Below are 25,570 nucleotides of genomic sequence, written 5' to 3'. Positions count from 1 at the left end.
GTCATGCACCGGACCGCCCCGCTCGTACTCAGCCTCACCTCCCTGCTCGTCGCCAGTCTCGCCCAGGCCGCCCCGCCGGATTTCGATGCCAAGGTGAACAAGCTCGCCCAGCAGGTCATGCGCGAGCAGAACATCGCCGGCCTCGCCATCGGCGTCACCGATCACGGCGAGCAGCGCTTCTACAACTTCGGCGTGGCGTCGAAGGAGAACAAACAACCGGTGAGCAGCGACACGCTGTTCGAGATCGGTTCGGTGAGCAAGACCTTCACCGCCACCCTCGCCGGTTTCGCCCAGGCCGTGGGCAAGCTCAAGCTGCAGGACAGCCCGACACGCTACCTGAAGGAACTGCGCGGCAGTGCGCTGGACAAGGTGACGCTGATCCAGCTCGCCACCCACACCGCCGGCGGCTTCCCGCTGCAACTGCCCGACGAGGTGAAGACGCCCCAGCAGCTCACCGACTACTACAGGAACTGGCAGCCGCAGTACCCCGCCGGCACCCAGCGCAGCTACGCCAACCCCAGCATCGCCCTGCTCGGCATCGTCACCGCGCGGGCGCTCGACGTGCCGTTCAAGACCGCGATGCAACGCAACGTCTTCGCGCCGCTGGGCCTGAGCAATACCCACATTGACGTGCCGGTGACCCGCCAGGCCATCTACGCCCAGGGCTACGACAAGGATGACGCCCCGGTGCGGGTGAACCCCGACCAGATCGCCGACGAGGCCTATGGGGTGAAATCCAGCAGCCGCGACCTGCTGCGTTTCGTCCAGGTGCAGCTGGGCGAGGTGAAGCTCGGCGACAAGCTGCGGGCGGCGGTGGATGCCACTCGTACCGGCTACTACCAGGTCGGCCCGATGACCCAGGACCTGATCTGGGAGCAGTACGCCTACCCGCCCAAGCTCGCCGAACTGCAGCAGTACAACGGCAGCAGCATGGTGCTGCAAAGCCAGCCGGTAACGGCGCTGCGCAAACCGTTGCCGCCGCAGCAGGAGGTCTGGGTGAACAAGACCGGCGCCACCGGTGGATTCGGCGCCTACGTGGCTTTCGTCCCGTCGAAGCAGCGCGGCATCGTCATCCTCGCCAACCGCAACTACCCCAACGAGGTGCGGGTGAAGCTGGCCTGGGACATCCTGTCGAAGCTCAACTGAGCCGCCCGGCGTGCCCTGCAGGAGCGGACCACGCCCGCGATACGCGGACAAGGTATGCGCCCACCAGGCGCCGCGAATGTCCGCTCGCAGGGCCGATCAACTGACGGCGCGGCTCCAGGCGTCCGTGACGGTCCGGCGCAAGAAATGTCGCAGGCATGGCCAGCTCCTACAGGGAAACCCCGGCGCGCTTTCATCGATAACGGTGATGTTCTGAATCAAAATGCCGGTAATGCTCCCTGGCGGCGGAACCTGTAGCGTGCTTCCCTGACGCATTCCGCCACTGAGGATCAGTGCCTTGCCCCGCCTCCCACTGCAACGCGCGCCCATCGACGACTACAGCCACTCGCCGCAATACATCGCCGGGAGATTCCGCAACCTCAAGGCACGCCCGGCCGAGATGCCCGAACCGGGCGCGAAGGTGCTCTGGGATCTGCTGTTCAACAAGCCGAAGAACACCGTGCCGCGAGCCCCGGTGCCGGTGCGCGCGCTGAGCCGTGAAGAGCTGGAGCAGGCGCCCGACCGCAGCCTCTACCGCCTCGGCCACTCCACCCTGCTGCTCAAGCTGCGCGGTGGCTGGTGGCTGACCGACCCGGTGTTCTCCGAACGCGCCTCGCCCTTCAGCTTCGCCGGGCCCAAGCGCTTCCACGCGCCGCCAATTGCCCTGCAGGACCTGCCGCCGATCCGCGGGGTGATCCTCTCCCACGACCACTACGATCACCTCGACCGCGCGACCATCGCCGTACTGGCCGAGCGCGCGGAAGTCTTCCTCACCCCGCTCGGCGTCGGCGACCGCCTGCTCGACTGGGGCGTGCCGGCAGAGAAAATCCGCCAGCTGGACTGGTGGCAGAGCACCACGGTGGACGGCCTGTGCATGACCGCCACCCCGGCGCAGCATTTCTCCGGCCGTGGCGTGCGCGACGGCAACCGCACCCTGTGGTGCTCCTGGGTGATCGAGGACGACAGCCTGCGCGTCTTCTTCAGCGGCGACACCGGTTACTTCGACGGCTTCGCCGAGATCGGCCGGCGCTTCGGTCACTTCGACCTGACGCTGATGGAAACCGGCGCCTACAACGAACACTGGCCCTACGTGCACATGCACCCGCAGCAGACCGTGCAGGCGCACCAGGACCTCAACGGCCGCTGGCTGCTGCCGATCCACAACGGCACCTTCGACCTGGCCATGCACGCCTGGTACGAGCCCTTCGAGCGCGTGCTTGAAATCGCCGGCGAGCGCGGGCTGGCCGTGACCACCCCGATGATGGGCGAGCGCATCGACATCGAAGCGCCGCACCAGGGCGAGCGCTGGTGGCGCGGTGTAGTGGCCGAGGAAGCCCGCGCACCGGCACCGCGCTGCGGCTGCCGCACCGCCCGCGAGAGCTGAGAGCTGCGAGCCCTTGTAGGATGGCGTGGAGCGTAGCGATACCCATCAACGCATTACACCAGCAGCATGGGTATCGCTGCGCTCCACCCATCCTACGAAGAGCCCAGGAGCGCGCGTGGACTATCAATCGCTGGCCAGCTCGAACAGCTGCCAGCGTACCGAGCTGACGCCCTTCTCCAGGCTGATGCGGCTGACCATGCGTTCCAGCTGGCCGGTGGCGCCATGGCCGCCGAGCAGTTCGGCGCGCACTTCCAGTTTCGCCGGGTTGGCCTGGTCCTCGCTGTGCAGCGATTGCAGGCGCAGTTCGCTGCTGTCCAGGCTGTGCAGCATCAGGCTGCGCACCTGGATCTCGTCTTCGGCGCGGCAGATGATGGCGACGCCATAACGCTGCTCCGCCTCGCTGGCCGGCAGCACGTCCTGGTGATTGATGCGCTGGGCGATGTCACGCAGCAGGATGTTGGCGCAGAGCACCACCACGCTGCCCAGCGCAGCTTCCAGCAACAGCCCCATGCTGCACAGCACGCCGATGGCAGCGGTGCACCAGAGCGTGGCGGCAGTGTTCAGGCCACGCACGTTCAGGCCATCGCGCATGATCACGCCACCACCGAGGAAGCCGATCCCCGACACCACGTACGCAGCGATACGCGGCGCATCGGCGGATAGCCCCGGCATGGCCTGGGTCATCAGCACGAACAGGCAGGCACCGGTGCTGACCAGCGCGTTGGTGCGCAGGCCGGTGAGGCGCTGGCGCAGTTGGCGTTCGGCGCCGATCAGGGCGCCCAGAATGAGTGCCGCGGCGACCCGCAGCAGGAAGATTTTCCAATCCATGTTCCACCTCGTTCGCGACGCGCGGCCGCTCCATGCGCCGGGCGACGCCGGCGCGCATTCGGGTGATGGATTGCTAGGGAGCGAAGGGCCGGACCGGCCCCGCAGGGGAATGGTGCGACGTCATCCCGTGGCGGGATGCGTCGCGCCACTGTCCGCAACGCAGCGAGACAGTGGCAGGGTTCTGCCGGACGGCTCGCTGTTCAGACCTGTCGCAATCGACCAGGGCAAGTGTCCAAGGCAGGACTCCTCTTCAATTCAAAAAAAGCGGCCGGACCCGGTGTGAGCACTGCCCGGGACAACTACCGGCCGCGAGTCGTCATCATCGCCGAGCTGCCTTAAGGTTTCCTTAGCAGCCTTCAGGAAGCACCTTCACGCCAGCGCGCCGGGGTGGTTCCGACCCGCGCCTTGAACAGACGGACGAAGAAACTGACGTTCTCGTAGCCGACCTCGCCGGCGATTTCGCGCACCGACATCTGGGTCGCCAGCAGCAGCTTCTTAGCCTTGTCGATGCGCACCTGCTGCAGATAGAGATTGGGTGGCAGCTTCGTCGCTTCGCTGAAACGGCGCTTGAAGGTGCGCTCGCTGACCCCGGCCTGACGCGCCATGCGCTCGATGGTCAGCGGTTCGGCGTGGTGGCTTTCGATCCAGTCCTGCACCCGCAGCACAGCGTCGTCGCAATGGTTGCGATGGCCCGGCAGGATCGGTCCGAGGCGGTGTGGGTCGGCGACCAGCAGGTGGGTGGCGCAGAGCTGGGCGAAGCGGTCACCGCAATCGCGGGCGAGAATATCCAGCAACGCATCGAAGCAACCATTGAGCGATCCGGTGCTGTAAAGCCCGCCCTCCTGCAGGAAGGATTCCCGCGCCACGAAGCGGCACGCTGGATAGCGCTTGCCCAGTTGCCGGACGAACGCCCAGTGCGTGGCTAGCAGGCCGCCATCGAGGCGCCCACTGGCTGCCAGCCAGGCGGCGCCCGTGGTCAAAGCCAGCACCCGCGCGCCAGCGCCGATATGCCGGCCCAGCCACGCCAGCACCCGCGCATCCGCCTCGAAGCCGGCCAGACGCGGCCCCTCGATGGCCGGCAGGACGACCAGCGAGGCGACCTCGACATCCGCCAGCGCAGCCTCCGCCGTAATGACGTGGCCGCCCGCTGCGCACACCGGCGCGCCATCGACAGAGACCACGCGCACCGCAAATGAGGGCTCCACGCCCAGATGCTGTTCCAGCAAAGCCGCAATGCGGAAAAAGTCCGCCGCCGAAAACAACCCCATCGCCCAACAGCCGTCATAGGCCAGAATCGCCACCTGTTTCAAACACCCTCCTGGCCCGATCGGACTATGCATACGCCCGTCTGAACATCGCCTCGGGCACCTGGCGGGAATACTATGACCGAACCCACAGCGAGTCAGTACAGGAGAGTGTCATGTCGTTGCCCGTCATCACCCGGGAGCACTGGATCAGCAGCGAGAAGGGCCAGCTGTTCGCCCAGGACTGGACGCCCGCCGAAACCGTCGGCGAGCCGATCCTGCTGCTGCACGACTCGCTGGGCTGCGTGACGTTGTGGCGCGATTTCCCGGAGCAGCTCGCGCGCAGCATCGGTCGCCAGGTGATCGCCTACGACCGCCTCGGGTTCGGCCGCTCCGAGCGCTATCCCGGCGGCCTGCCGCTGGACTTCATCGACGACGAGGCGCGCAGTTTCTTCCCCCTGCTGCAACAGCGCTTCGGCTTCGAACGTTGCGTGGTGTTCGGCCATAGCGTCGGTGGCGCCATGGCGGTGGCCTGTGTGGCACAGCATCCGCAGGCGTGCGCGGCGCTGATCACCGAGTCGGCCCAGGCCTTCGTCGAGCACCAGACCCGCGACGGCATCCGCGCCGCCGAGGTGGAGTTCGCCCGCGAAGGGCAGCTGGAGCGCCTGCAGAAGTACCACGGCGACAAGGCCTTCTGGGTGCTGCGCGCCTGGGTCGATACCTGGCTGTCCGACGACTTCAGCGACTGGAACCTGGATGCGGAACTGGCGCAGGTGAAGTGCCCGATCCTCAGCCTGCACGGCGAGCAGGACGAGTACGGCTCGGCCGCACACCCGGAGCGTTTCACCTCGGTCCCCGGCGTACCGACGATGCTCAGGCTGCTGCCCGATTGCGGCCACGTTCCGCACCGCGAGCAACAGCCGGCGGTACTGCAGGCGGTAGACGAATTCCTTCAGCGCTATGTGCCCTAGGTCCCGTCACTCGTGGGCTACGGCGGCTACCGTCTGGCTGGAAAGTTGAATCTAATTCCGCGCAGCCCAGTCACAACGACCAGGCGCAGTCGCCTCGCCACTTCGAGACGGAGGGAGGCGGCCTGAAGGGTGTCGTTGCGCGACTGCTTCGCAGGATTCGCACAACGACCAGACTGATTTCGCCGCGCAGGTAGGTTCGAACATGTGCCGCCTTCTTCCGTTGTTGCTGCTCACCCTGTGGGCGCCCTCATCCTTCGCCGCCTCCATCGGCACCTCCACCGACGAGAAAGCCCAGGCCGCGGTGAACAAGGCCGAAGTGCTGGAACAGCAGGTCGCCCACCCGGCGACGTCAGTAACCAGCCCGGCGCCCATCAGCAAATCCGAGGTCAAGGCGCTGGACCCGGCCGGCAAGGCGCCGCTGGACGACGCCATCACCTGCCTGTCGCGGACCATCTACTGGGAAGCCAAGGGCGGCGGCAAGGCGGACATGGAGGCAGTGGCCAATGTGGTGCTCAACCGCATGGGCCATGGGGGCTTCCCCGACACCGTGTGCGGCGTGGTCAAGCAGGGGCAGGCGCAGAAGCACTGCCAGTTCTCCTGGTGGTGCGACGGCCGATCCGACCAGGTGGAAGAGAAGAACCGCTACGACATCGCCAAGGAAATTGCCCGCCGGGCCCTGAACCAGCAGCTCAGCGACCGCACCCGTGGCGCCATGTACTTCCACGACCGCCACGCCTCGCCTGGATGGGCGAAGGAATACATCCGCACGGCAGAGACCGACGAGTTCGTCTTCTACAAGCCGCGCGGCGGTGATGCGCGCTAGGGCGCTTCAGGTCAGCTGACCGCGCTGGAACCGTCGCGCTGGCCGTCCATCCAGCGCACCAGGGCCTCGCCGAACTCCGGTGGAGCCTTGCGCCCGACGCGGCGCGCGAGGTCGAGCACGGTGTGCTGGGCCAGGGCTTCTTCCATGCGTTTCTGCGCGGTGAGCATGACCGCGTGGATCGAGCAGGTGCCGCAGGTCGCCCATTCCGGGGGCGAGCCTTCGAACACGGCGCAGCGGCCACGGATGTCGCGGCACTCGAAGATCTGCTTGTCGCCGTCGATGGCCCTGACGATATCCAGCACGGTGATTTCGTCAGCCGGCCGCGCCAGGCGGAAGCCGCCGCGCACGCCTTCGGTGGCCGCCACCAGCCCGGCCTTGGCCAGCTTGGTGAAGACCTTGGCGAGCAGCTCCTGGGGCACACCCTGCAGTTCCGCCAGTGCCCGCACGCTGGAGTCGCGGCTATCGCCCTTCTCGTCGGTGAGGTAGAGCAGGCAGTGAATGCCGTACTCCACTCCTGCGCTGTACATAGCCATCTCTAACTCCGACCAAATCAGTCGTACTATTTTCAAGCCCTACCGGGCATCCGGCAAGCACTTAAGCACGTATTCTGACGAGCTGTCACCCGCAATGCGCGGCGCGCGGCGATTTGGCGTGTCTAGCCAATAAACAGAAGTAGCGGCGTTTTTTCGCCCCAACCGTGACGAACGGTCGGAGTTTGCAGCAGAAATCGGTTGCACCAGTTAACTACGACCAATATAGTCGTAGTTATCCGAGGCGAGCCGGGAAGCGAACCGCTCCGATATCAGGCACTCGGGAACCCAACAACCTGGATTCATCCTTTTCGTCGGAGAGCACCATGAAGCAACGCATCCTGATCGTCGGCACCGGTTTCGCGGGTATGTGGAGCGCCCTGAGCGCCACCCGTCTGCTCGACCTGCACCAGCGCGGCGACGTCGAAGTCGCGGTCCTCGCGCCCCAGGCCGAACTGCGCATCCGTCCGCGCTTCTACGAGCCGAACGTGCACCAGATGGCCGCGCCGCTGGGCGACCTGTTCGGCGCCGTGGGCGTGACCTTCATCCAGGGCAGCGCCGAGCAGATCGATGTCGACGGCCGCCAGCTGGACTATCGCGACGCCTATGGCGAGATCGCCACCCTGGGCTTCGACCGCCTGATCCTCGCCAGCGGCAGCAAGGTCGCCCGCCCCGCCCTGCCGGGCATCGAGCATGCCTTCGACGTGGACGAGATCGACCAGGCCGTGCACCTTGAAACGCACATCCGCGCGCTGCATCAGCTGCCGGAGTCCGAAGCACGCAACACCGTAGTCGTCGCTGGTGGCGGCTTCACCGGCATCGAGACCGCCGCTGAAATGCCGGCGCGACTGCGCGAAGTGCTGGGCGCGGACGCAAAAGTGCGCGTCATCGTGGTCGATCGCGGCGCCGAGATTGGCGGCGCGCTGGGCGTCACCTCGCAGTCCGTGGTGGCCGAGGCTTCCGCCGAACTGGGCGTGGAATGGCGCCTGAAGGCTTCGGTGGAATCCATCGACGAGAACGGCGTGACCCTCTCCAGCGGCGAGCGCATCGAGGCGAAGACGGTGATCTGGACCGCCGGCGTACGCGCCAGCTCGCTGACCGAGCAGGTTTCCGGCGAGCGTGACCGCCAGGGCCGCCTGCATGTGGACCGCAACCTTCAGGTGATCGGCCAGGACGCGGTATTCGCCACTGGCGATACCGCCTACGCCGCCACCGACGACGTCGGCAACTACGCGCTGATGACCTGCCAGCACGCCATCGCCCTGGGTCGCTCCGCCGGCAACAACGCTGCCGCCGACCTGCTGGGCGTAGCGCCGATCCCCTACAGCCAGCCCAAGTACGTAACCTGCCTGGACCTGGGCGCCTGGGGCGCGCTGTTCACCGAAGGCTGGGACCGCCAGGTGCGTTTCCAGCGCGAGGAAGGCAAGAAGATCAAGACCGAGATCAACACCGTGTGGATCTACCCGCCGGCCGCCGATCGCGCCACCGCATTGGCAGCGGCTGACCCGATGATTCCTGTCGTGGCCTGATGCAGTGAACGAAGCCCCGGTCGGCGCGAGCCTTCCGGGGCTTTTTCTTTGGCACTTTCTGGCGGTACCCGCTGGCACCATACCTGCCGGTAACTCTGCGCTCCACGCCATCCTACTTGTGCCTTCCTGATGCCTTGCGACGAACGCTGCGCCGCTGCCGGCGCTCCTATTGGCTTGGCCGGGTGCGTGGCGCACAGAGGGACTCGACCATCCGTGCCAGCGTATCGATCACCTCCTCGCGCCCCAGCAGCGGCTGTGCCTCGCTCAGGTAGCGCGCGGTGGTGTACTGCACGGAGTTGATAACCACGAACAGCACGGCCGGCAGGTTGTCGATGCGGTAGTCGTCGAAGTGGCGCATCAGGTATTGCCGGCACACCTCCATCATCTGTTGCTCCAGGGTCTGGAACACCGGCGCGGAATTGAGCCGGTGCCAGTGCCGCAGCAGCTCGCGCTGCGCCGCATCGCCCTCGACCTGCTCGAAGATGCCCTCCAGCACAGCGCGGGTGACGCTGCCGATGTCTGCACCCAATAACGGCGTGACGCGCTCGTGCACCACCTTCATCAAGGTCCCGGCGCGCTGCATCAGCAGGGCCTCGACGATCATCTCCTTGTTGGCGAAGTACTGGTAAAGCGAGCCGACGCTTACCCCGGCGCGACGTGCCACATGGTTGGTGGTCAGGCCATCGAGGCCGCGCTCGCCGATCTCCAGCGCCGCCGCCTCGACCAGCACCGCCACCATCTCGCTGGCGCGCTGCTGCGTGGGTTGCTTCCTCATGCCTGTCTCCTGGTGCGAGCCGGATGCGAGTTGAATGCGAGCAAATACTCGCAATAGCGTAATTCGACGAATCCCCCCGGCCACCCAACCAAGGTATGAATCGATGAGCGCAACCGCCCTGCCCACCCGCCACGGCGCCGACCTGCAGCGCGCCAGCCGCACTGCCGCGCCGGTACGGCGCTTTCTCAAGGGTCCGAGCGAGCCGGACGCCGCGACCTGGCAGGCCATCGGCGAGTCCCTCACGGTGGGCGATGCGCCCATGGATACGCTGGTGGAGTGGATGTTCGACATCGGCCTTGGCAGTGGCATGCAGCTGTACGAGCAGGCGCTGAACCAGGGTATCGCCGCCATCCCCGACGCACCCGAGCCGCTGAAGACCTTCTTTGCCCAGGTCGATGCGCTGCCCGCCTGGGTCGACCTGCAACGCCTCGATGAAGGTGCCCGTGCCTGTGGTCTGTCGGGGCTCACCGGCATGCGCGTACTCCGCGACCTGGGCCTGCTGGCCGGCTACCAGGCCTCCGGCATCAACCGCACCCTCGTGCTCACCGGCGCGCTGGAGAAAGGCCCGCAGCGGCGCATTGCCGAAACCACCAAATGGTGGATCGACTGCACCCGTCCCGGCGGCATGGCGCGGGGCGCAGCGGGTTATCGCAGCACGCTGCACGTGCGGCTGGTGCACGCCCTTGTGCGGCGGCGGGTTTCACGGCTGGAAGCCTGGGACTTCGCCCATTACGGCCTGCCGGTCAATCAGGGCGACATGCACGCGACCTACCTGGCCTTCTCGGCGATCTTCCTGATCGGCCAGCGCATGCTGGGGGTGGCCCTGAGCCGGCGCGAGCGCGAAGCGATCATTCACCTCTGGCGCTACATCGCCTGGCTGATGGGCGTCGAGGAGCGCTGGCTGTGCGCCAGCGAGAACGACGCGATCCGCGCGCTCTACCACAACCTGCTGTCCCAGGCGCCGCCAGACGACAGCAGCCGTATTCTCGGCTCGGCGCTGGTGGACGAACCGCTGCAGCGCCACTACGCCAACTTCGCCTGGCTGCGCGGGCGGCTGAACCGGGCCATCCACCTGAGCATCGCCGGCACCTTCATCGACGCCCATGGCCGTCGCGCGCTCGGCCTGCCCGGCGGCAGCCTGCCGTGGTACCCGCTGCTGAGCGCGCCGCCGCGTTTGCTCTTCCACTGTCTGCTGCGCGCCCTGCCCGGCGGCCGCGCCTGGCTGGTGCGCCGCGGCCTGCAAAGCCAGGAGGATTATCTGCGCACCCTGTTCGGCGGGGCGGATCCCCGGCTGATCTCGCCCACGCACCTGGCAGTGGAGGACGTCCGCCCCTGAATCTGGCCAAGTGAAAAAAACGGCACTCGAAGCGCCCTTCCGCGATCCATACACGCAAGAGCCTTCGAGGAGCCGCCATGGGTACACCGTCGGAACTGCCTGAGCTACCGCCCGACCTGCACTACGTCGACGACAGCCTGCCGGGCATCAGCCGGCGCCGGCTGCGCGGGCGCTTCGCCTATTTCGACCCGGGTGGCGAACGCATCCGCGTGGAGGCGGAAATCCAGCGCATCGACCAGCTCGCCATTCCGCCGGCATATATCGATGTATGGATCTGCATCGACCCGCTCGGCCACCTGCAGGCCACCGGGCGCGACGTGCGCGGGCGCAAGCAATACCGCTACCACCCGCGATGGACCGAGGTGCGCGACAGCGCCAAGTACGAACGCCTGCTGCGCTTCGGCGAATGCCTGCCAGCCCTGCGCCGGCGCATCGAGCAAGACCTGGCGCAGCCGGGCCTGGGCGCGGAGAAGGTCATGGCGACCGTGGTCGCGCTGCTCGATCGCACACTGATCCGCATCGGCAACCAGCGCTACCGCAAGCAGAACCGCTCCTTCGGCCTCACGACCCTGAACAACCGTCATGTCGAGGTACAGGGCACCCGCATCCACTTCGCCTTTCGCGGCAAGAGCGGCGTCAAACACAACGTGGACATCGACCACCCGCGCCTGGCGCGCATCCTCCGGCGCTGCCTGGAGCTGCCCGGCCAGCAACTGTTCCAGTACCTGGACGAAGAGCGGCAGCGGCATATGATCGACTCCCGCGACATCAACGCCTACCTGCGTGAGCACGCTGGCGAAGAATTCACCGCCAAGGACTACCGCACCTGGGCGGGCACTGCCCTGGCCCTGGAGTACTGCCGCAAGACCCGCTGGGAGGACGAGAAAAGCGCCAACCGCCAGCTCAAGGAGATCATCCAGCAGGTCGCCGACGAGTTGGGCAATACGCCGGCGATCTGCCGCAAATGCTACGTGCATCCGCAGGTAGTCGAAGCCTTCCTCGCTGGCGAACTGGCCGGCCTGCGCAAGCAGCGCAAGCGGCAGAACCTGAGCGCCGAAGAGGCTACCCTCCTGGCATTTCTCTCGCGCACGCCGTCCTGAGCATTCGCGAAAAGGAAGCACTCGAGGGCAATGAGAGCAAGATTGTTCAAGCCAGCCGGCGCCGATCTCTGCCACGCTGAAAGCACTTACCTGCCTGCAAGAAACGTTCATGTCCCAAGATCAGCTTCCCTCTCGCGCCTTCCTCAGGGGCGCGATCGACATCATGCCGCTGTCGCTCGCGGTCCTGCCCTGGGGTCTGCTCGCCGGCTCCCTGGCCATCGACGCCGGGCTCTCGCCACTGCACGGCCAGGGCCTGTCGGCCATCGTCTTCGCCGGCGCCGCGCAACTGGTGGCCATCGGCATGCTCAAGGGCGGTGCCGGGTTCTTCTCGATCATGATCACCACCCTGCTGCTGACCTCGCAGCATCTGCTCTACGGGATGACCATGCGCCCGGTGATTGCCCCGCTGCCGGGGCGCTGGCGCGCCGCGCTGGGCTTCCTGCTCACCGACGAACTGTTCGCCCTCACCAGCGGCCATGACCGCGAAACCTTCAACCGCTGGTACGCCCTGGGCGTGGGCCTGACGTTCTACATCGCCTGGAACCTCTTCACCCTCGCCGGCGTGCTGGTGGGCACCAGCATTCCCGGCCTCGAGCACCTGGGGCTGGACTTCTCCATTGCCGCCACCTTCGTTGCCCTGATCGTGCCGGTGGTGAAGAACATCCCGACCGTGGTCTGCGTCGCCGTCTCGCTGTTCTGCTCGGTGCTGCTCAGCTACTGGCAGGTCGGTTCGGCGCTGGTGCTTTCCGGCCTGGCGGGGATGTTCGCCGGCTTCCTCTGCCAGAAATTCTCGGGGGTGCGCGCATGATGGCCTGGGCAGTGATCTTCGGCATGGGGCTGATCGTGTTCTTCAACCGCTACGTGTTCCTTGAGCCGCGCCTGCCGATCCGCCTGAGCAGCAACGTGCGGCAGTTCCTCGGCTTCGCCGTGCCGGGGATGCTCACGGCGATCTGCGGACCGATCGTGTTCCTTCCCGAACACCAGTTGAACCTGCGCGTGGACAACCCCTACCTACTCGGCGCCATCGTCGCCGTGGCCCTGGTGCTGTGGACCCGCAACGTGCTGCTCAGCGTGCTCCTCAGCATGGGGGCGTTCTACCTGCTGCGCTGGTGGCTGTGACGGGCGCCGGGCTTCAGCCCGCCTCGCCCCGCCCGTAGTACGCCAGCACCAGTCGCACCAGCGCTTCCTCGATGCCCTCGCGCCGCCCCGGCGCCAGGGCAGCGGGGTCCTCCAGCAGGGCGCGCAGCACGCCACCGACAGCGTGGGCGAGCACGAACACCTCGGGCTCGTCGAGCTTGCGCAGCTGCTGGTCATGGCCGATCAGGCCATGGGTCACCAGGTGGGTCATGATGCTGCCGCGCAGCGCCGGCAGCGGGCTGCCACCGCCGCGGGTCATCAGGTAGTGCATCAGCGCCTTGTGCGCGCCGGTGCGCCCGCCGTAGGCGCTGACGGCCGCGTGGATCACCGCACGGATGCGCTCGCCGGGCGTCTCTGGCGGGCGAGCGGACAGCGCACCCATGATGCCGGTGGCCAGCGCCGCCAGTTCGCGTCGGGCCAGTTCGTCGAGGATGCGTTCCTTGTTGGGGAAATACTGGTAGAGCGAACCGACGCTGACCCCGGCCAGTTCCGCCACGTGGTTGGTGGTGAACCCCTCCAGGCCATGACGTTCCAGGATGCGCCGCGAAGCCTCCAATATGAGCTCGACCTTCTCCAGCGCCCGCGCCTGCCTCGGCAAGCGACGGCTATCTGGCTGATTTTCCGCTGTTTTTCGTATCACCTGGGGCCACCGGGAAAGCGAGTACAGCAAGCGCCGCGTCCTTCCTATCATGGCAGCCACAACGAAGCCGGCAAGGCGAGCGGATGAACCGCAGCGGCCGGCCCGGGAGGTCCCGTCATGAGCCACAAGAGCCACACCGCGCAACTGGACGACGACATCTGCGTGCACATCTTCGCCGCGTCCGGCGCCATGGTCGGCGTGTGCCTGACCGTGGTCGGCATCCTGCGCATCATCGTCGGCCAGCACCGCGTCGACCTGATCGGCCAGGACATGCTCGCGGTGAACACGGTGATCTACCTGGCCACCACCCTCGCTGCCTATTTCGGCCTGCGTACCCGCAAGCTGCAGCGCAACCATCGGCTGGAGCGCCTCGCCGACACCCTGTTCCTGGTCGGCTTGAGCATCACTACCCTGACGACCGCCTTCATCGCCTGTGCAATGTCCTGCTGTTGAGCCCGCGATTGAATTTCCCTACCGGTATGTAGAAATATATACGGCGATAAGGTTGTCGCTCAGAGAGAAGAAGAATGAATACCGCCGTGTACGCCAAGGAAGCCGTCGGCGCGAATTACGCGCTGGAATCGATGCAATACGCCCAGGCTCGCACCTGGGAAGCCGTGGACGCCATCGCCGCCGCGATCGTCCCCGGCATGACCGAACTGGAGGCCGTCGCCATCGGCAAGCAGGTGCTCGCCGACCTGGGCATGGAGCGCATCTGGCACCCGCTGCTGATCCGCTTCGGCGCCAATACCCTGAAGACCTTCAAGCAGCGCTCCGAGGGCAACCCGGTGCTGGGTGAGAACGACATCTTCTTCATCGACATGGGCGTGGTCTGGCGCGGCCATGAAGGCGACGCCGGCGCCACCTTCGTCACCGGCGACGATCCGCAGATGACAGCCTGCGCAGCGGCGGCGAAGACGCTGTTCCAGCGCGTCGAGGCGCGCTGGCGCGAGACCGGCTGCAGCGGCGTCGAGCTCTACGACTTCGCCCACCAGCAGGCCGAGGCCATGGGCTGGAAGCTCAACCTGGACATCAAGGGTCACCGCGTCAGCGACTTCCCCCACGCCATCTACCGCGCCGGCGACCTGGGCGACTACGCCGAGCATCCCCACGGCGGCCTGTGGATCCTGGAAATCCAGATCGCCCACCCGAGCAAGGCCTACGGCGCCTTCTACGAAGACCTGCTGGCCTGACCCGGAGCCCCTGCGATGACTGAAAACGTACTGCTGTTCTCCTACGGCACCCTGCAGGACAAGTCCGTGCAACTGGCCAGCTTCGGCCGCGAGCTGCAAGGCCGCGCCGACGCGCTGGTGGCCTTCCGCACCGACTGGGTGGAGATCACCGACCCGGCCGTGCTCGCCACCAGCGGCAAGACCCACCACCCCATCGTCCAGTACAGCGGCGCGGAGGCCGACCGCGTGCCCGGCACCGTCTTCGAGATCACCCCGCAGGAGCTGCTGGCAGCGGACGCCTACGAGGTATCCGACTACCAGCGGATCAATGTCCGGCTGCAGTCGGGCCTGCAGGCATGGGTCTATGTAAAGGCCTGACGAGACGATCGACTCGTTAGGCGCCTTGCATGGATTCATTAGCAGGGCTTCAGGGTTGGCTATTTCGCGATCAGCGACAGGTTGATCACTTTTCTCCTCCAAGCCAGCAATTTCGCTGGCTGCGAGCCAGCTCCCAACTCGACGGGGGCTGGCCTGCATCAACTGGCCTGCACGATTCGATCATTCCCAACAGATTTCCGCATGGGTTCGTCAGGCTACCGGTCAGTAGACTGTGGCCACTCGCGAGCAACACCCATCAGAAGTCCACTACCCGAGAATTCCTTCATGAAACTGCTCACTGCCAGTGTCCTGTCCCTCGCCGCCCTGCTCGCCAGCCAGGCTTCCATGGCCGAAGAATCCGCCCTGATGACCAACCGCCTGACCGAGTCCAACTACCAGGCCATGCAGGCCACTCGCGCCAAGGCCGATGCCGAGCAGCAGACCGCACAGAACGCCCAGCCCGATGCCGAGAAGAAGGCCGGACAGGACAAGCACTGCTGATACTGCTGTACGCCGGGAGCGCGCTGTCGTTCCCGGTTCCCGCCTTTTCCGCCCGTTACCTGCCCTCCGCCCAGCCTGATCGTTGGCACGCGCTCCTACACGGGCAATCCCCTGCCTGCCCTGGCATCATTCCGGCAACTACCCCACAAACATCAGCCTCAATTGATGTCAGCCCAATCAAATATGAATTTTTCCTGATGCGGCAGCGCCCTACTCTGGCTCTGCGCTGCACTGACAGCGCCAGCTACTCAGCCGTCCTCTAGAGACGCGGGTTCTCGATAACAACTCCAACTGCCCCGAGGATCTCCCATGCGCCTTCGCCCACTCATGCCTGGCCGTGAATCCCCCTTTTCCCTGAACACCGGAGGCCGGCATGTCTGACCTTCGCAGCTCCACCGTCGCCAGTGGCGACGAAAGCCTGCTCGCCAGCCACGGCTACCGCCAGGAGCTGGACCGCGGGCTGAACCTGTGGTCCTCGTTTTCCGTCGGCTTCGCCACCATTTCCCCGGTCGTCGGCATCTACTCGGTGATGTCCCTGGGCGCCATGAGCGTCGGGCCGTCGTGGGTGTGGATCGTGCCGCTGTGCCTGCTGCTGCAACTGAGCGTGGCGCTGGTGTACGCCGAACTGTCCTCGCAGTTCCCCCTGGCCGGCGGCTGCTACCAGTGGGTGCGCCGACTGATCGGCGACCGCGCGGCCTGGTTCACCGGCTTCCTCTACCTGGCCTCTGCCCTCGCCTCGCTGACCACGGTTGCCTACCTGGGCGGCTTCTGGCTCGGCCTGCTGGTGACCGGCGAGCCGCCATCGGCCAACGCCCAGGTACTCTGCGGTGCGGCGCTGCTGGCCCTGGGGCTCGGCGTGAACCTGCTGGGCATCAACCCGCTGAAGTACTTCGTCAACGCCGGCATCTTCGCCGAGGCCATCGCCTCCATCGGCATCGGCGTGCTGTTGCTGCTGTTCTTCCGCAACCACTCCTTCGAGATGCTGTTCAGCAGCCTGAATGCCCTGGAAGTCTCCGGCGGCACTTACTGGTCGGGCTTCCTCACCGCGCTGGCGGTGGGCGGCTGGGCCTTCCTCGGCTTCGACGCCTGCTCGCAGATTTCCGAGGAAACCACCGACGCCCGCGTCTCCACACCGCGCGCCATCCTGCGTTCGATGCTGGTGGTCGGGCTGACCGTGATGCTCACCGCCTTCGCCGTGACCCTGTCGTACAAGGACCCGGCCGCCGTGGTCAGCGGGCAGATCATCGACCCGGTGACCCCCGCCGTGGTGGACGCCTTCGGCGCCTGGGCCGAGCGGCCGTTCGTGGCCATCGTGCTGGTGGCCTTCGTTGCCTGCGTGGTGTCGGTGCAGACGTACATCGGCCGCGCCATCTTCGGCATGGCCCGCGATGAAATCCTTCCCGGCTCCGCCCTGCTGCGTCGCGTGGACAAACGCAAGGTGCCGATGGCCGCGATGGTCTGCAGCACCCTGCTGGCCAGCCTGGGCCTGGCGCTGGGGCTGAACGCCACCGCGGTGGGTACGCTGATCGCCTTCGGCAGCGGCGGCTTCTTCTTCGTCTTCCTGATCGTTGCCGCCAGCGCCCTGTATGCCCGCCTGAGCGGTCGCTGGGACCCGGACAAGGGCGCACTGAAGCTGGGCCGCAAGGGCCTGCTGGTCAACGTCATCGCCGTGGTCTGGCTGGTGTTCGAGGCGATCAACGTGGCCTGGCCGCGGGAAATGCTCGCCCCGCCCGGCGCGCCCTGGTTCCAGGTCTGGGCGGTGGTCGTGGTGTTCTCCGTGCTCGCCCTGTTCGGCCTGGCCTACCTGTTCATCGCCAAGCCGCACCGCCGCATCGCCACCAGCCTGAGCTTCGCTGGCCGCGCGGTCGGCTGAGCCATCGACTGAATCATCCGCGCCGGCACGCACCGGCGCCTCTCCCTTCCTTCTGCCCTGCCGGACTGCCCTGCGCCCCGGCACGGGCAGGTCATGCCTGCAATCCGGAGCTTCCCATGTCCACCCTGAACTACTGGAACTACCCCACGGAAATCCTCTGCGGCGTCGGCGCCCTCGACCAGTTGGCCGAGCGCTGCCGCCTCGCCGGAATGCGCAAGCCGCTGCTGGTCACCGACCCCGGCATGCTCGAACTGCCGCCGCTGCACGAAGTGCGCCGCCGCCTGGAAGCCGCCGGCATCGATTACGCGCTGTTCCACGGTTTCTCCAGCAACCCCGCGCTGGAGGAAGTCACTGCCGGCGCCCTGGCCCTGGCCGAAGGCGGCCACGACTCGCTGATCGCCCTGGGTGGCGGCAGCGCGCTGGATGCGGCAAAGGGCATCGCCCTGCTCAGCCGTGATGCCGATGGCCTGCGCCATTTCGAATGGTCGCAGCTGATCGCGCAGTACCCGACCCTGGGCGATCATCCGGCCCTCGACCTGCCGCCGCTGATCGCCATTCCGACCACCGCCGGCACCGGTTCCGAACTGGGCCGCGAAGCCGTGCTGACCGACACCTCGCGCGGCATCAAGATCGTCGTCGGCCACCGCGAACTGCTGGCCCGCTCGGTGATCCTCGACCCGGAGCTGACCGTCGGCCTGCCGAAGTCGCTCACCGCCGCCACCGGCATGGACGCCCTGACCCATCACCTGGAGTCGCTGTTCTCGCCGCTCTACCACCCCATGTCCGCCGGCGTCGCCATCGAAGGCGTGCGCCTGGTCAAGGAGCACCTGCAGCGCGCCGTCCACAACGGAACCGACCTGGCCGCCCGCGAAGGCATGCTGGTGGCTTCGGCCAGCGCCGCCGTGGCCTTCCAGAAGGGACTGGGCGGCGTGCATGCGCTGGCCCATCCGCTGGGCGCCAGACACCACAAGCATCACGGCCTGCTCAATGCCGTGCTGTTGCCCTACGTGCTGGTCGCCAACCGCCCGGCCATCGAGGCGGACGCCACGCGCCTGGCGCGTTATCTGGAACTGCCGGAAGCCAGCTTCGACGGCCTGCTCGGCTGGGTACTGGAGCTGCGCTCGTCCGTGGGCATTCCCCATACGCTCAAGGAAGTGGGCCTGGACGGCGAAGACGCGCAATGGGTCGGCGAGCAGGCCGTGGCGGACATCTCCTCCTCCGAGACCAATGCCCTGCCACTGCAAGCCGGGGACTACTCGCGCATCTACCTCAACGCAGTCAACGGCGTACTCGCCTGAGGGTTAACCGCCGAGGCCGTGCACGCTCAGCAGGTCTTCGATGAAGGCGCGGGCGGCCTCGCTGCGGGGGCGCCCGGCATAGGTGATCATGCTGTGCGTCACCTCATAGCAGAGTTTCTCTGGCAGCAGCGGCTTCATCCGCCCGCGCTCGACCCAGATGTTCGCGTAGTGGGTCGGCAGGTAGCCCAGGTGCGTACCGGCCAGCACCGAATGCGCCACCGCCTCCATGTGATGCGCGGTGGCGCTGCTGCGTTCGGGGCGGAACGGCAGTTCCTGGTCCGCCGGCAGGAAGCCATGGCGCACCCAGTTGTACTCGGCGATCTGCTTCAGCGTCGGCTTGCGCGCGCTGAACAGCGGATGGCGCTCGCCGCAGAACACGCCGATCTCCTCGGTGTACAGCGGCAGGTAATCCAGCGTCGGCCGGGTGCGGCTGAAGTAGGAAATCGCCAGGTCCAGCTGCCCGTCGATCACCGCCAGCTCCAGCTCGGTGGGCGAGTTCACGTAGAGGTTCAGCTGCACATCCTGCTCGCGGCCGTGGAAGGCCGCCAGGGTCTCGTCGAAGCGCGCCTGCGGCAGGGTCGTGACGTTGTCCGCCAGCCCCAGGTACAGCTCACCGACCAGCTGCCCGGACAGCGCCTGCGCCTGGTCGCGGAACAGCCCGATGGCGTCGAACATCGCCTGCGACGCCTCGAGAATCCGCTGCCCTTTCGCCGTCAGGCGGAAGCCGCCCTTGCCGCGCTCGCACAAGCGGTAGCCCAGGCGCTTTTCCAGGCTGCCGATGTGCATGCTGATGTTCGACTGGCTCATGTTCAGCTCGGCCTGCGCCGCGGTGAAGCCGCCGCACTTCACCACGGAGGCGAAGATGCGCAGCAGGCGCAGATCGAGGTCGGTGAAATTCCTGAGCATGGGCAGAGTCCGGCGCCGGGCGGGCGGCTAGTCTACTGCACGGGGCGGAGCCAGTCCCGCTGGTGCGATCCGATGGAATCCCCGGCGCGCCCGCGAGTCCCTGCCCAGGTATCCCTCAAGGCCAAACAGCAAGGAGAGACGCCATGCTGCTCGAAGGTTCCTGCCACTGCGGCGCCGTGCACTTCAGCCTGCACAGCGCCAATCCCTACCCTTACCAGCGCTGCTACTGCTCGATCTGCCGCAAGATCCAGGGCGGCGGTGGCTATGCGATCAACCTCGGCGGCGAGGCTGCCAGCCTCAGGGTGCGCGGGCGCAAGCACATCAGCATCTACCACGCGAAGATCCGTGAGGAGGGCCAGCGCACCCACACCAGCGGCGCCGAGCGGCATTTCTGCAGCCAGTGCGGCAGCGGGTTGTGGCTCTACGATTCACGCTGGCCGGAACTGATCCACCCCTTCGCCTCGGCCATCGACACGCCCTTGCCGGTTCCTCCCGAGCACACCCACCTGCTGCTGCGATCGAAGGCCGGCTGGGTCGAGGTGGAGGCCGGGCCACATGACCTGCAGTTCGACGATTACCCGCAGGAGTCCATCGCCCAGTGGCACCAGCGCCTCGGACTGGAACAGTGACAGTCATGCGCGCCAGAACGGCTTGGCGATCTCCTGTGCCACCCGGCGGCGCGTCAGGCCGATGTCCTCGATCAGGTGCGGATTGGCCCTGGCCATGCAGGCGAGCTGGCGGCGGACCCGCGCACGCGTCTGCCAGAGCGCAAGCAGTTGCAGCAGGGACGACAGGCTGAACGACCGGCGCGAGGCTTCCGGCAGCAGCAGGCGGGGAGTATGGTTCATGGCAACCTCCATTCGACTCGTGCCTCATGGGGCCGAGCATGGCGGTCGCCCGGGGCGCCGTCCTCAAGCCGCGCCAAACACTTCCAAAAACTTGCAAAGGGGGCGTAATGCAGCAATCGCGTCTGGCTTTCGGCCCCTTCGTCCTCGATGGCCCAACCGGCGTGCTCAAGCGCGACGAGCAGCCCGTCGCCATCGGTTTTCGCGCACTGAACCTGTTGCAGACCCTGCTCGAGCGGCCGGGTGAGATTCGTACCAAGGCCGAGCTGATGGACGCCACCTGGCCAGGCCTTGTAGTCGAGGAAGGCAACCTCACCGTGCAGATCGCGCAACTGCGAAAGGTGCTCGGCGAAGCGCCGGACGGCAGCCCCTGGATCACCACGGTGCCCCGTGTCGGCTACCGCTTCAGCGCTGCGGTGCAGCGCCTGGCGGACGCACCGCGCACGCCGCCGGCCTTGCCGGAGGAGCCGTCCATCGCCGTGCTGCCCTTCGCCAACCTCGGCGACGACCCGCAGCAGACCCTCTTCGCCGACGGCCTGACCGAAGACCTGACCACCGAGCTTTCGCGGGTCGGCGGGCTGTTCGTCATCGCCCGCACCTCGGCCTTCGCCTACAAGGGCAAGGCCATGGACGTGCGCGAGATCGCCCGCGAGCTGGGCGTGCGCTACCTGCTCGAAGGCAGCGCGCGGCGTGCCGATGCGCGCGTGCGGATCAACGCCCAGCTGGTGGACGCCAGCACCGGCGAGCATGTCTGGGCCGAGCGCTTCGAGAGCCGCGCGGAAGACCTCTTCGACCTGCAGGACCAGCTGACCGGGCAGATCATCCAGGCCCTGCTCGGCCACCTGCGCAGGCCGCTGCCGCGCAACCGGCCGAAGAACCTGGAAGCCTACGAACTCTGCGTGCGCGCCCGCCAACTGATGGATGATTCACCACTGGCCGCACGGGAAGCGCACCTGATGCTCAGCCGCGCCATCGCCCTCGACCCGCAGTATGCCGAGGCGCGGCGCTGGCTGGCGATGAACCACTGGATGGGCTGGATACACAGCGGCGGCCCGACGACGCTTGAGCGCGAAACCGCCCTGGCGCAGGCGCGCGAGGCGGTGGCCATCGACCCCAACGATGCCGGCTGCCGCTGGAGCCTGGCCTACCTGCTGAGCTACGAGCGCCAGTACGCCGAAGCCGACGCGCAGTTCCAGCGAGCACTCGAACTGGACCCCAACGATGCCGACGCCTGGACCGCGCTGTCCGATGTCACGGTGCTGGCCGGGCGCATCGACGAGGGCCTGGAGTACATCCGCCGGGCCTTTCGCCTCAACCCCTTCCCCGCCGGCTGGTACTACCTGACGCTGGGCCAGGCGCAGTACGCGGCGCGCGATTATCCAGGCGCGATCCAGACCCTGCGCCGCGACGAGACCTACCGCAGCAGCTCGCGGCGTTTCCTCGCTGCCAGCCTCGCCCAGTTGGGCCGGCTGGACGAAGCCCGTGCGGAAACCGAGTTCTTCCTGGTCACCAACCCGGACTTCAGCATCCGTCACTGGGTGGAAACCGAGCCCCTGCGCGACGGAGCGGTGCGCGAGCACTTCGTCGAAGGCTTCCGCAAGGCGGGACTGCCGGATTGACGGGTTGCGTCACCTCGTAGGACGCATAACCCGGAACGGGTTATCCGCCATAGCGGCACGCTTGCAGGAGCGCGCCGTGCGCGCGATCGCGGGCATGGCCCGCTCCTACAGGGAAGTACCGGTGTCCGGCCTGACCCGCCATTTGCGCTTCACGCGGCCACCGACACGCAGTTGTAACCCTCGCCGACTAACGTGCTCGCCCATCTTTCCTCCCGGCGCTGCCAGAAGACGGACCATGACGGTAGACACGAGCACCTCGCGCAAGCAGTTCCTGATCCGTTCCGAGAACATGACCGCCGATGATTTCGGCGAGCTCTACACGCGGATGTTCGGCAACCTCTATTCGGGGATGCCGCGCCCCGAAAAGCCCATCGCCATCGGCGGGGTCTACGGCCGCTACGAAGGCGTGAGCTTCCGCCGCCTGAGCTTTCGCGGCGACCTGCTGGCCGAGATGCCGGACCTGGACGACGAGATCACCTTCATCTTCCCCAGCGCCGGCCGCGTCGTCTTCAACCAGTGCAGCGACAGCGTCGGCCTGCCCAGCGTCGGCCTGGCCATGGAGAAGGCCTCGGTACGGTCGGTCGGTTTCATCGACGGCCACGCGCACCATGGTCTATCCGTGCGCCGCTCGCTGTTCGCCCGTCGCCTGGCGACCCTGCTCGGCCGGCCGATCAGCCACAAAGTGCGTTTCCAGCCACGGGTGGACCTGAGCAACGACGCCTTCCAGGGCATCAAGGCCATCGTCGCCATGGCCACCGGCAACGAGTTCGACCTGCTGATCAATTCCAGCGCGCTGATGCCGGCGCGCCTGCAGGAAATGCTGGTGGACTCGGTGCTGGAAATCTGGCCGCACAACTACAGCGATGCACTCAGGCGCCCCGCACCGCAGATCGCTCCGCGCCACGTGAAGCTGGCCATGGACTACATCCAGCACGCCATCCAGGAGCAGCCGGACACCATGGTCAGCGGCAGCGAACTGGCCGAGCTGACCAACGTCAGCCTGCGTGCCCTGCAGGACGGCTTCCGCCGCTTCGTCGGCAGCTCCATCGTCGCCTACCAGCGCGAGGTGCGCCTGCAGCGCGCCTATGACGCGCTGCAGCAGGACAGCGCGCAGTCGGTCAGCGAGCTATCCCTGGCCCTGGGCTTCAGCAACGTCGGGCGCTTCTGCCAGTACTTCCAGAGCGCCTACGGCATGAGCCCTGCGGACCTGCGCAGGAACCTGGCGCTGCCCGTGTAGGGCGCATGACCCGGAACGGGTCAACCGCCAGCCATCATGGCGGATAACGCTGTTGGCGTTATGCGCCCTACTCGCTCGCCGGTGATGATTCAACCGGTTCCGGTTCGCGAGCAGGCCCGCCCACATGACCATGCAGAGCCGATACGTAGGGCGCATAACCCGGAACGGGTTATCCGCCGGCCATCATGGCGGATAACGCCGCTGGCGTTATCCGCCCTACTCGCTCGCCAAATGCAAACGGCCCGCCGGATGTTCCCAGCAGGCCGCTCTTACAGCGCGGTACCGATCAGAACTGATAGCTGGCCTTCAGAGTGCCGCTGGCACCATGACTGCCGCTACCGCCCAGTACGCCAGCTTCGGCGCCGACGCTGAAGTCGCCCTGGCTGGCGGTCAGGCTGAACGCGCCGCTGAACTGGTCGCGATTGTCGAAGGCGGCACGCTGGGAAACGTCCAGGCCCAGCAGGTGGCCTTCGCTGTCGACCTTGTAGTCACCCAGCGCGTGGTCGTAGCCCACTTCCAGGCCCGGCACCATCTGCCAGCCGCTACCCAGCGCCACGGGAGCGAAGGAAGCCTTGAGGTTGGCATAGGCGCTGCGGCGGTTCTCGCTCATGTCGTCGACGTCCAGCGCCAGCTCGCTGCCCTTCTCCTGGAAGCCGTCCAGGTCCAGATGGCTGTAGCGCAGGCCGATGCTCGGCTCCAGGGTGACGGTGGACACCGCCGTGCGATAGCCCAGCGCGATGCTGCCGCCGCTGAGGTTGCCGTTGGTGTCGCCCTTGGCCTTGCCCAGGCCGCCGCCGATGTCGCGTTTGCTGTCGTAGTCGAGCCAGCCGTAGCTGAGGTCGGCGTCGACGAACAGGCCCTGCTCCAGGCTGTCGAGGGCGAAGCGCGCGCCGCCACGGATGAAGGTCAGGTCGGTATCCACGTCACCCCCGGCACCGCCGACGCTGCCCTTGCTGTAGCCGAAGCCGGCATTGCCGCTGAGCTGCTCGGAGAAGCGCTGGGTCACGCCGATCATCATGCCCTGGGTGTGTTCGTTGCTGCTCTCGGCGCTGGAGGTGGCGGAGTTGCCCTGGTAGCCGGCCAGCGCGGTGGTCCACAGGCGGGTCTGCCCGGCCTTCAGGTCGACGCCGCTGGCATAGGGCGCGGCGGCGCGGTCGATCAGCGCATCCTGGCGCAGCAGGTAGCTGGCCGCGTCGGCATGCACCTGGCCGCCGACGGTGGACTCGACGCCACCGAGGGTGCCGGCGTCGATGGCCGACTGCAGGTAGTAGTTGTAGGCGGTGTAGTCGCCGGACAGGCTGCTGTTCTGCAACTGGGTCAGCAACTGCGCACCAGCGGCGGCGTTGCCGGAGAGACCTGCGACGCCCGGCAGGGTGCTGTAATAGACCATCTTGCCGCGCAGCACGTAGATGGTTTCCTGGGACAGGCCGAGGCCTTCCTTCAGGTAGTTGTCCATGCTGCCGTATTCGGCGGTCACTTCGTCCAGGCCGGCCTGCAGGTAGCTGGCCTGCACACCCAGCAGCGGCTCGTAGATGGCCGCCATGCTCGCCGGCAGCATCGCCAGGGTCGCCTTGACTCGCGCGGCGGTGTAGTCGTTGGTCGCCAGGTAGTTTTCCATGATGGTCTGGCTGTCCACCCCGGCGATGCTCAGCAGCACGGCGGCGGTCCAGCCGGTGCGGTCCTTGCCGGCGGTGCAGTGGAACACCGAGGCGCCGTCGGCGGCGGCCAGCTCGTTGAACAGCGTGGTGAACTGGCTGCGCATGCCAGCGTCGCTGACGAAGGCGCGGTTGGTCTCCTCCATCATCTCGATGGCCTGGGCGGCGCTGGTGAAGGAGATATTGGTGACATTGGCGCCGGAGGTGGTGCTGCCGATGATGTCGATGTTCTGGTAGGTCGCACCCGCCGGCAGGGTATCCGGCGTGCCGGCGATTTCACTCGGGGTACGCAGGTCGAACACATCGCTGATACCCAGGCTGTTCAATACCGCCAGGTCCGTGCCCTTGGGCGTCAGCGCGTTGGAGCGGTAGAACACCCCGGAGCGCATCACACCGTCGTTGGACGTGGTGTAGGCGGTGGTGGTGCCGGCGATGTCACGGAAGTTGTCGATGCCGGCCAGATGCGGCGTGTCCAGGGTATAGGTCTCGGCCGCGTTGGCGCAGGCGATGGACAGACTGAGCAGGGACAGGCCGAGGGTGGATGCGGAAAGCAGAGCACGATGGAACACGATGTAGCCTCTTTGAGCTTTGTTGGCGGGGGCTACTATCGGCAGGGTTTTCGAGCGCGAATGTGACAATCCTGCAG

26 protein-coding genes are annotated in these 25,570 nt (G+C 66.8%); 18 read left to right on the top strand and 8 right to left on the bottom strand.

From position 1 onward, the window contains the following. The first annotated feature begins 3 nt into the window (after positions 1-3). The gene (gene ampC, locus IB255_RS26950; protein ID WP_081516959.1) at positions 4-1,146 is read left to right on the top strand and encodes a class C beta-lactamase; all 1,143 of its coding nucleotides are present in this window, start codon (positions 4-6) and stop codon (positions 1,144-1,146) included. Positions 1,147-1,441: 295 nt separating this feature from the next. Beyond that, entirely contained in the window at positions 1,442-2,527 is a 1,086-nt protein-coding gene (locus IB255_RS26945; RefSeq protein ID WP_081516958.1) for an MBL fold metallo-hydrolase, read from the top strand. 123 nt (positions 2,528-2,650) lie between these two features. Here IB255_RS26945 and IB255_RS26940 read toward each other — a convergent pair whose 3' ends face one another. Both IB255_RS26940 and IB255_RS26935 read right to left on the bottom strand, forming a co-directional pair. After that, positions 2,651-3,355, bottom strand: a complete 705-nt coding sequence (locus IB255_RS26940; RefSeq protein ID WP_081516957.1) for an MgtC/SapB family protein — start codon at positions 3,353-3,355, stop codon at positions 2,651-2,653. Positions 3,356-3,711: 356 nt separating this feature from the next. Continuing rightward, positions 3,712-4,656, bottom strand: a complete 945-nt coding sequence (locus IB255_RS26935; RefSeq protein ID WP_230986117.1) for a GlxA family transcriptional regulator — start codon at positions 4,654-4,656, stop codon at positions 3,712-3,714. A 119-nt stretch (positions 4,657-4,775) separates the two neighbouring features. Here IB255_RS26935 and IB255_RS26930 point away from each other — a divergent pair, with 119 nt between their 5' ends. Further along, positions 4,776-5,570: an alpha/beta fold hydrolase gene (locus IB255_RS26930; protein WP_081516955.1), complete on the top strand. Its 795-nt coding sequence runs from the start codon at positions 4,776-4,778 to the stop codon at positions 5,568-5,570. Positions 5,571-5,772: 202 nt separating this feature from the next. Then, positions 5,773-6,393, top strand: a complete 621-nt coding sequence (locus IB255_RS26925) for a cell wall hydrolase (RefSeq protein WP_081516954.1) — start codon at positions 5,773-5,775, stop codon at positions 6,391-6,393. An 11-nt stretch (positions 6,394-6,404) separates the two neighbouring features. On the opposite strand, the gene IB255_RS26920 is transcribed toward IB255_RS26925, so the two are convergent. Further along, the gene (locus IB255_RS26920; protein WP_081516953.1) at positions 6,405-6,926 is read right to left on the bottom strand and encodes an RrF2 family transcriptional regulator; all 522 of its coding nucleotides are present in this window, start codon (positions 6,924-6,926) and stop codon (positions 6,405-6,407) included. A gap of 323 nt (positions 6,927-7,249) precedes the next feature. Here IB255_RS26920 and IB255_RS26915 point away from each other — a divergent pair, with 323 nt between their 5' ends. Further along, positions 7,250-8,452, top strand: coding sequence for an NAD(P)/FAD-dependent oxidoreductase (locus IB255_RS26915; RefSeq protein WP_081516952.1), 1,203 nt, complete (start codon positions 7,250-7,252; stop codon positions 8,450-8,452). Positions 8,453-8,618: 166 nt separating this feature from the next. Here IB255_RS26915 and IB255_RS26910 read toward each other — a convergent pair whose 3' ends face one another. Then, a complete protein-coding gene (locus IB255_RS26910) occupies positions 8,619-9,227 on the bottom strand; it encodes a TetR/AcrR family transcriptional regulator (protein ID WP_167523177.1) in 609 nt (202 codons plus the stop codon). Between the two features lie 103 nt (positions 9,228-9,330). Here IB255_RS26910 and IB255_RS26905 point away from each other — a divergent pair, with 103 nt between their 5' ends. The 4 genes from IB255_RS26905 (at position 9,331) to IB255_RS26890 (ending at position 12,782) form a co-directional block, all read left to right on the top strand. After that, a complete protein-coding gene (locus IB255_RS26905) occupies positions 9,331-10,563 on the top strand; it encodes an oxygenase MpaB family protein (RefSeq protein WP_168190478.1) in 1,233 nt (410 codons plus the stop codon). Between the two features lie 77 nt (positions 10,564-10,640). Further along, on the top strand, positions 10,641-11,663 hold the full coding sequence (locus IB255_RS26900; RefSeq protein WP_081516950.1) for a DNA topoisomerase IB: 1,023 nt from the start codon (positions 10,641-10,643) through the stop codon (positions 11,661-11,663). Between the two features lie 109 nt (positions 11,664-11,772). After that, positions 11,773-12,471: an AzlC family ABC transporter permease gene (locus IB255_RS26895; protein ID WP_081516949.1), complete on the top strand. Its 699-nt coding sequence runs from the start codon at positions 11,773-11,775 to the stop codon at positions 12,469-12,471. Then, on the top strand, positions 12,468-12,782 hold the full coding sequence (locus tag IB255_RS26890) for an AzlD domain-containing protein (RefSeq protein WP_045214509.1): 315 nt from the start codon (positions 12,468-12,470) through the stop codon (positions 12,780-12,782). The genes IB255_RS26895 and IB255_RS26890 overlap by 4 nt, the downstream gene beginning before the upstream one ends. A gap of 13 nt (positions 12,783-12,795) precedes the next feature. Here the strand turns inward: IB255_RS26890 and IB255_RS26885 are convergent, their stop codons facing one another. Further along, positions 12,796-13,398, bottom strand: coding sequence for a TetR/AcrR family transcriptional regulator (locus IB255_RS26885; RefSeq protein WP_225595053.1), 603 nt, complete (start codon positions 13,396-13,398; stop codon positions 12,796-12,798). A gap of 159 nt (positions 13,399-13,557) precedes the next feature. Between IB255_RS26885 and IB255_RS26880 the strand changes: the two genes are divergently transcribed. The 6 genes from IB255_RS26880 (at position 13,558) to IB255_RS26855 (ending at position 18,662) form a co-directional block, all read left to right on the top strand. Beyond that, on the top strand, positions 13,558-13,893 hold the full coding sequence (locus IB255_RS26880; RefSeq protein WP_081516947.1) for a hypothetical protein: 336 nt from the start codon (positions 13,558-13,560) through the stop codon (positions 13,891-13,893). A 74-nt stretch (positions 13,894-13,967) separates the two neighbouring features. Next, on the top strand, positions 13,968-14,633 hold the full coding sequence (locus IB255_RS26875; protein WP_081516946.1) for a M24 family metallopeptidase: 666 nt from the start codon (positions 13,968-13,970) through the stop codon (positions 14,631-14,633). A gap of 15 nt (positions 14,634-14,648) precedes the next feature. After that, complete coding sequence (locus IB255_RS26870; RefSeq protein WP_081516945.1) at positions 14,649-14,990, top strand: gamma-glutamylcyclotransferase family protein; 342 nt, start codon at positions 14,649-14,651, stop codon at positions 14,988-14,990. 285 nt (positions 14,991-15,275) lie between these two features. Beyond that, positions 15,276-15,491 carry a hypothetical protein gene (locus tag IB255_RS26865; protein WP_081516944.1) on the top strand — a complete coding sequence of 72 codons (216 nt, stop codon included), beginning with the start codon at positions 15,276-15,278 and terminating at the stop codon, positions 15,489-15,491. A gap of 373 nt (positions 15,492-15,864) precedes the next feature. Continuing rightward, positions 15,865-17,364 carry an APC family permease gene (locus IB255_RS26860; protein WP_081516943.1) on the top strand — a complete coding sequence of 500 codons (1,500 nt, stop codon included), beginning with the start codon at positions 15,865-15,867 and terminating at the stop codon, positions 17,362-17,364. A gap of 116 nt (positions 17,365-17,480) precedes the next feature. Beyond that, positions 17,481-18,662, top strand: a complete 1,182-nt coding sequence (locus tag IB255_RS26855) for an iron-containing alcohol dehydrogenase (RefSeq protein ID WP_081516942.1) — start codon at positions 17,481-17,483, stop codon at positions 18,660-18,662. 3 nt (positions 18,663-18,665) lie between these two features. Here IB255_RS26855 and IB255_RS26850 read toward each other — a convergent pair whose 3' ends face one another. Beyond that, positions 18,666-19,568, bottom strand: a complete 903-nt coding sequence (locus IB255_RS26850; protein ID WP_081516941.1) for a LysR family transcriptional regulator — start codon at positions 19,566-19,568, stop codon at positions 18,666-18,668. A 143-nt stretch (positions 19,569-19,711) separates the two neighbouring features. On the opposite strand from IB255_RS26850, the gene IB255_RS26845 reads away from it, so the two are divergent. Then, positions 19,712-20,197, top strand: a complete 486-nt coding sequence (locus IB255_RS26845; protein WP_081516940.1) for a GFA family protein — start codon at positions 19,712-19,714, stop codon at positions 20,195-20,197. Between the two features lie 3 nt (positions 20,198-20,200). On the opposite strand, the gene IB255_RS26840 is transcribed toward IB255_RS26845, so the two are convergent. Continuing rightward, positions 20,201-20,416, bottom strand: a complete 216-nt coding sequence (locus IB255_RS26840; RefSeq protein WP_081516939.1) for a hypothetical protein — start codon at positions 20,414-20,416, stop codon at positions 20,201-20,203. 107 nt (positions 20,417-20,523) lie between these two features. Between IB255_RS26840 and IB255_RS26835 the strand changes: the two genes are divergently transcribed. Both IB255_RS26835 and IB255_RS26830 read left to right on the top strand, forming a co-directional pair. Continuing rightward, the gene (locus IB255_RS26835) at positions 20,524-22,032 is read left to right on the top strand and encodes a winged helix-turn-helix domain-containing tetratricopeptide repeat protein (protein WP_192211101.1); all 1,509 of its coding nucleotides are present in this window, start codon (positions 20,524-20,526) and stop codon (positions 22,030-22,032) included. A gap of 235 nt (positions 22,033-22,267) precedes the next feature. Continuing rightward, positions 22,268-23,269 carry an AraC family transcriptional regulator gene (locus IB255_RS26830; protein WP_081516937.1) on the top strand — a complete coding sequence of 334 codons (1,002 nt, stop codon included), beginning with the start codon at positions 22,268-22,270 and terminating at the stop codon, positions 23,267-23,269. A 286-nt stretch (positions 23,270-23,555) separates the two neighbouring features. On the opposite strand, the gene IB255_RS26825 is transcribed toward IB255_RS26830, so the two are convergent. Next, positions 23,556-25,493 carry a tyrosine-protein phosphatase gene (locus tag IB255_RS26825; RefSeq protein ID WP_230986110.1) on the bottom strand — a complete coding sequence of 646 codons (1,938 nt, stop codon included), beginning with the start codon at positions 25,491-25,493 and terminating at the stop codon, positions 23,556-23,558. Between the last annotated feature and the right edge of the window lie 77 nt (positions 25,494-25,570).

This window comes from Pseudomonas sp. PDM22, from assembly GCF_014851965.1.
Lineage (GTDB): Bacteria > Pseudomonadota > Gammaproteobacteria > Pseudomonadales > Pseudomonadaceae > Pseudomonas.
This window is presented reverse-complemented; position numbering and strand designations above follow the sequence as displayed.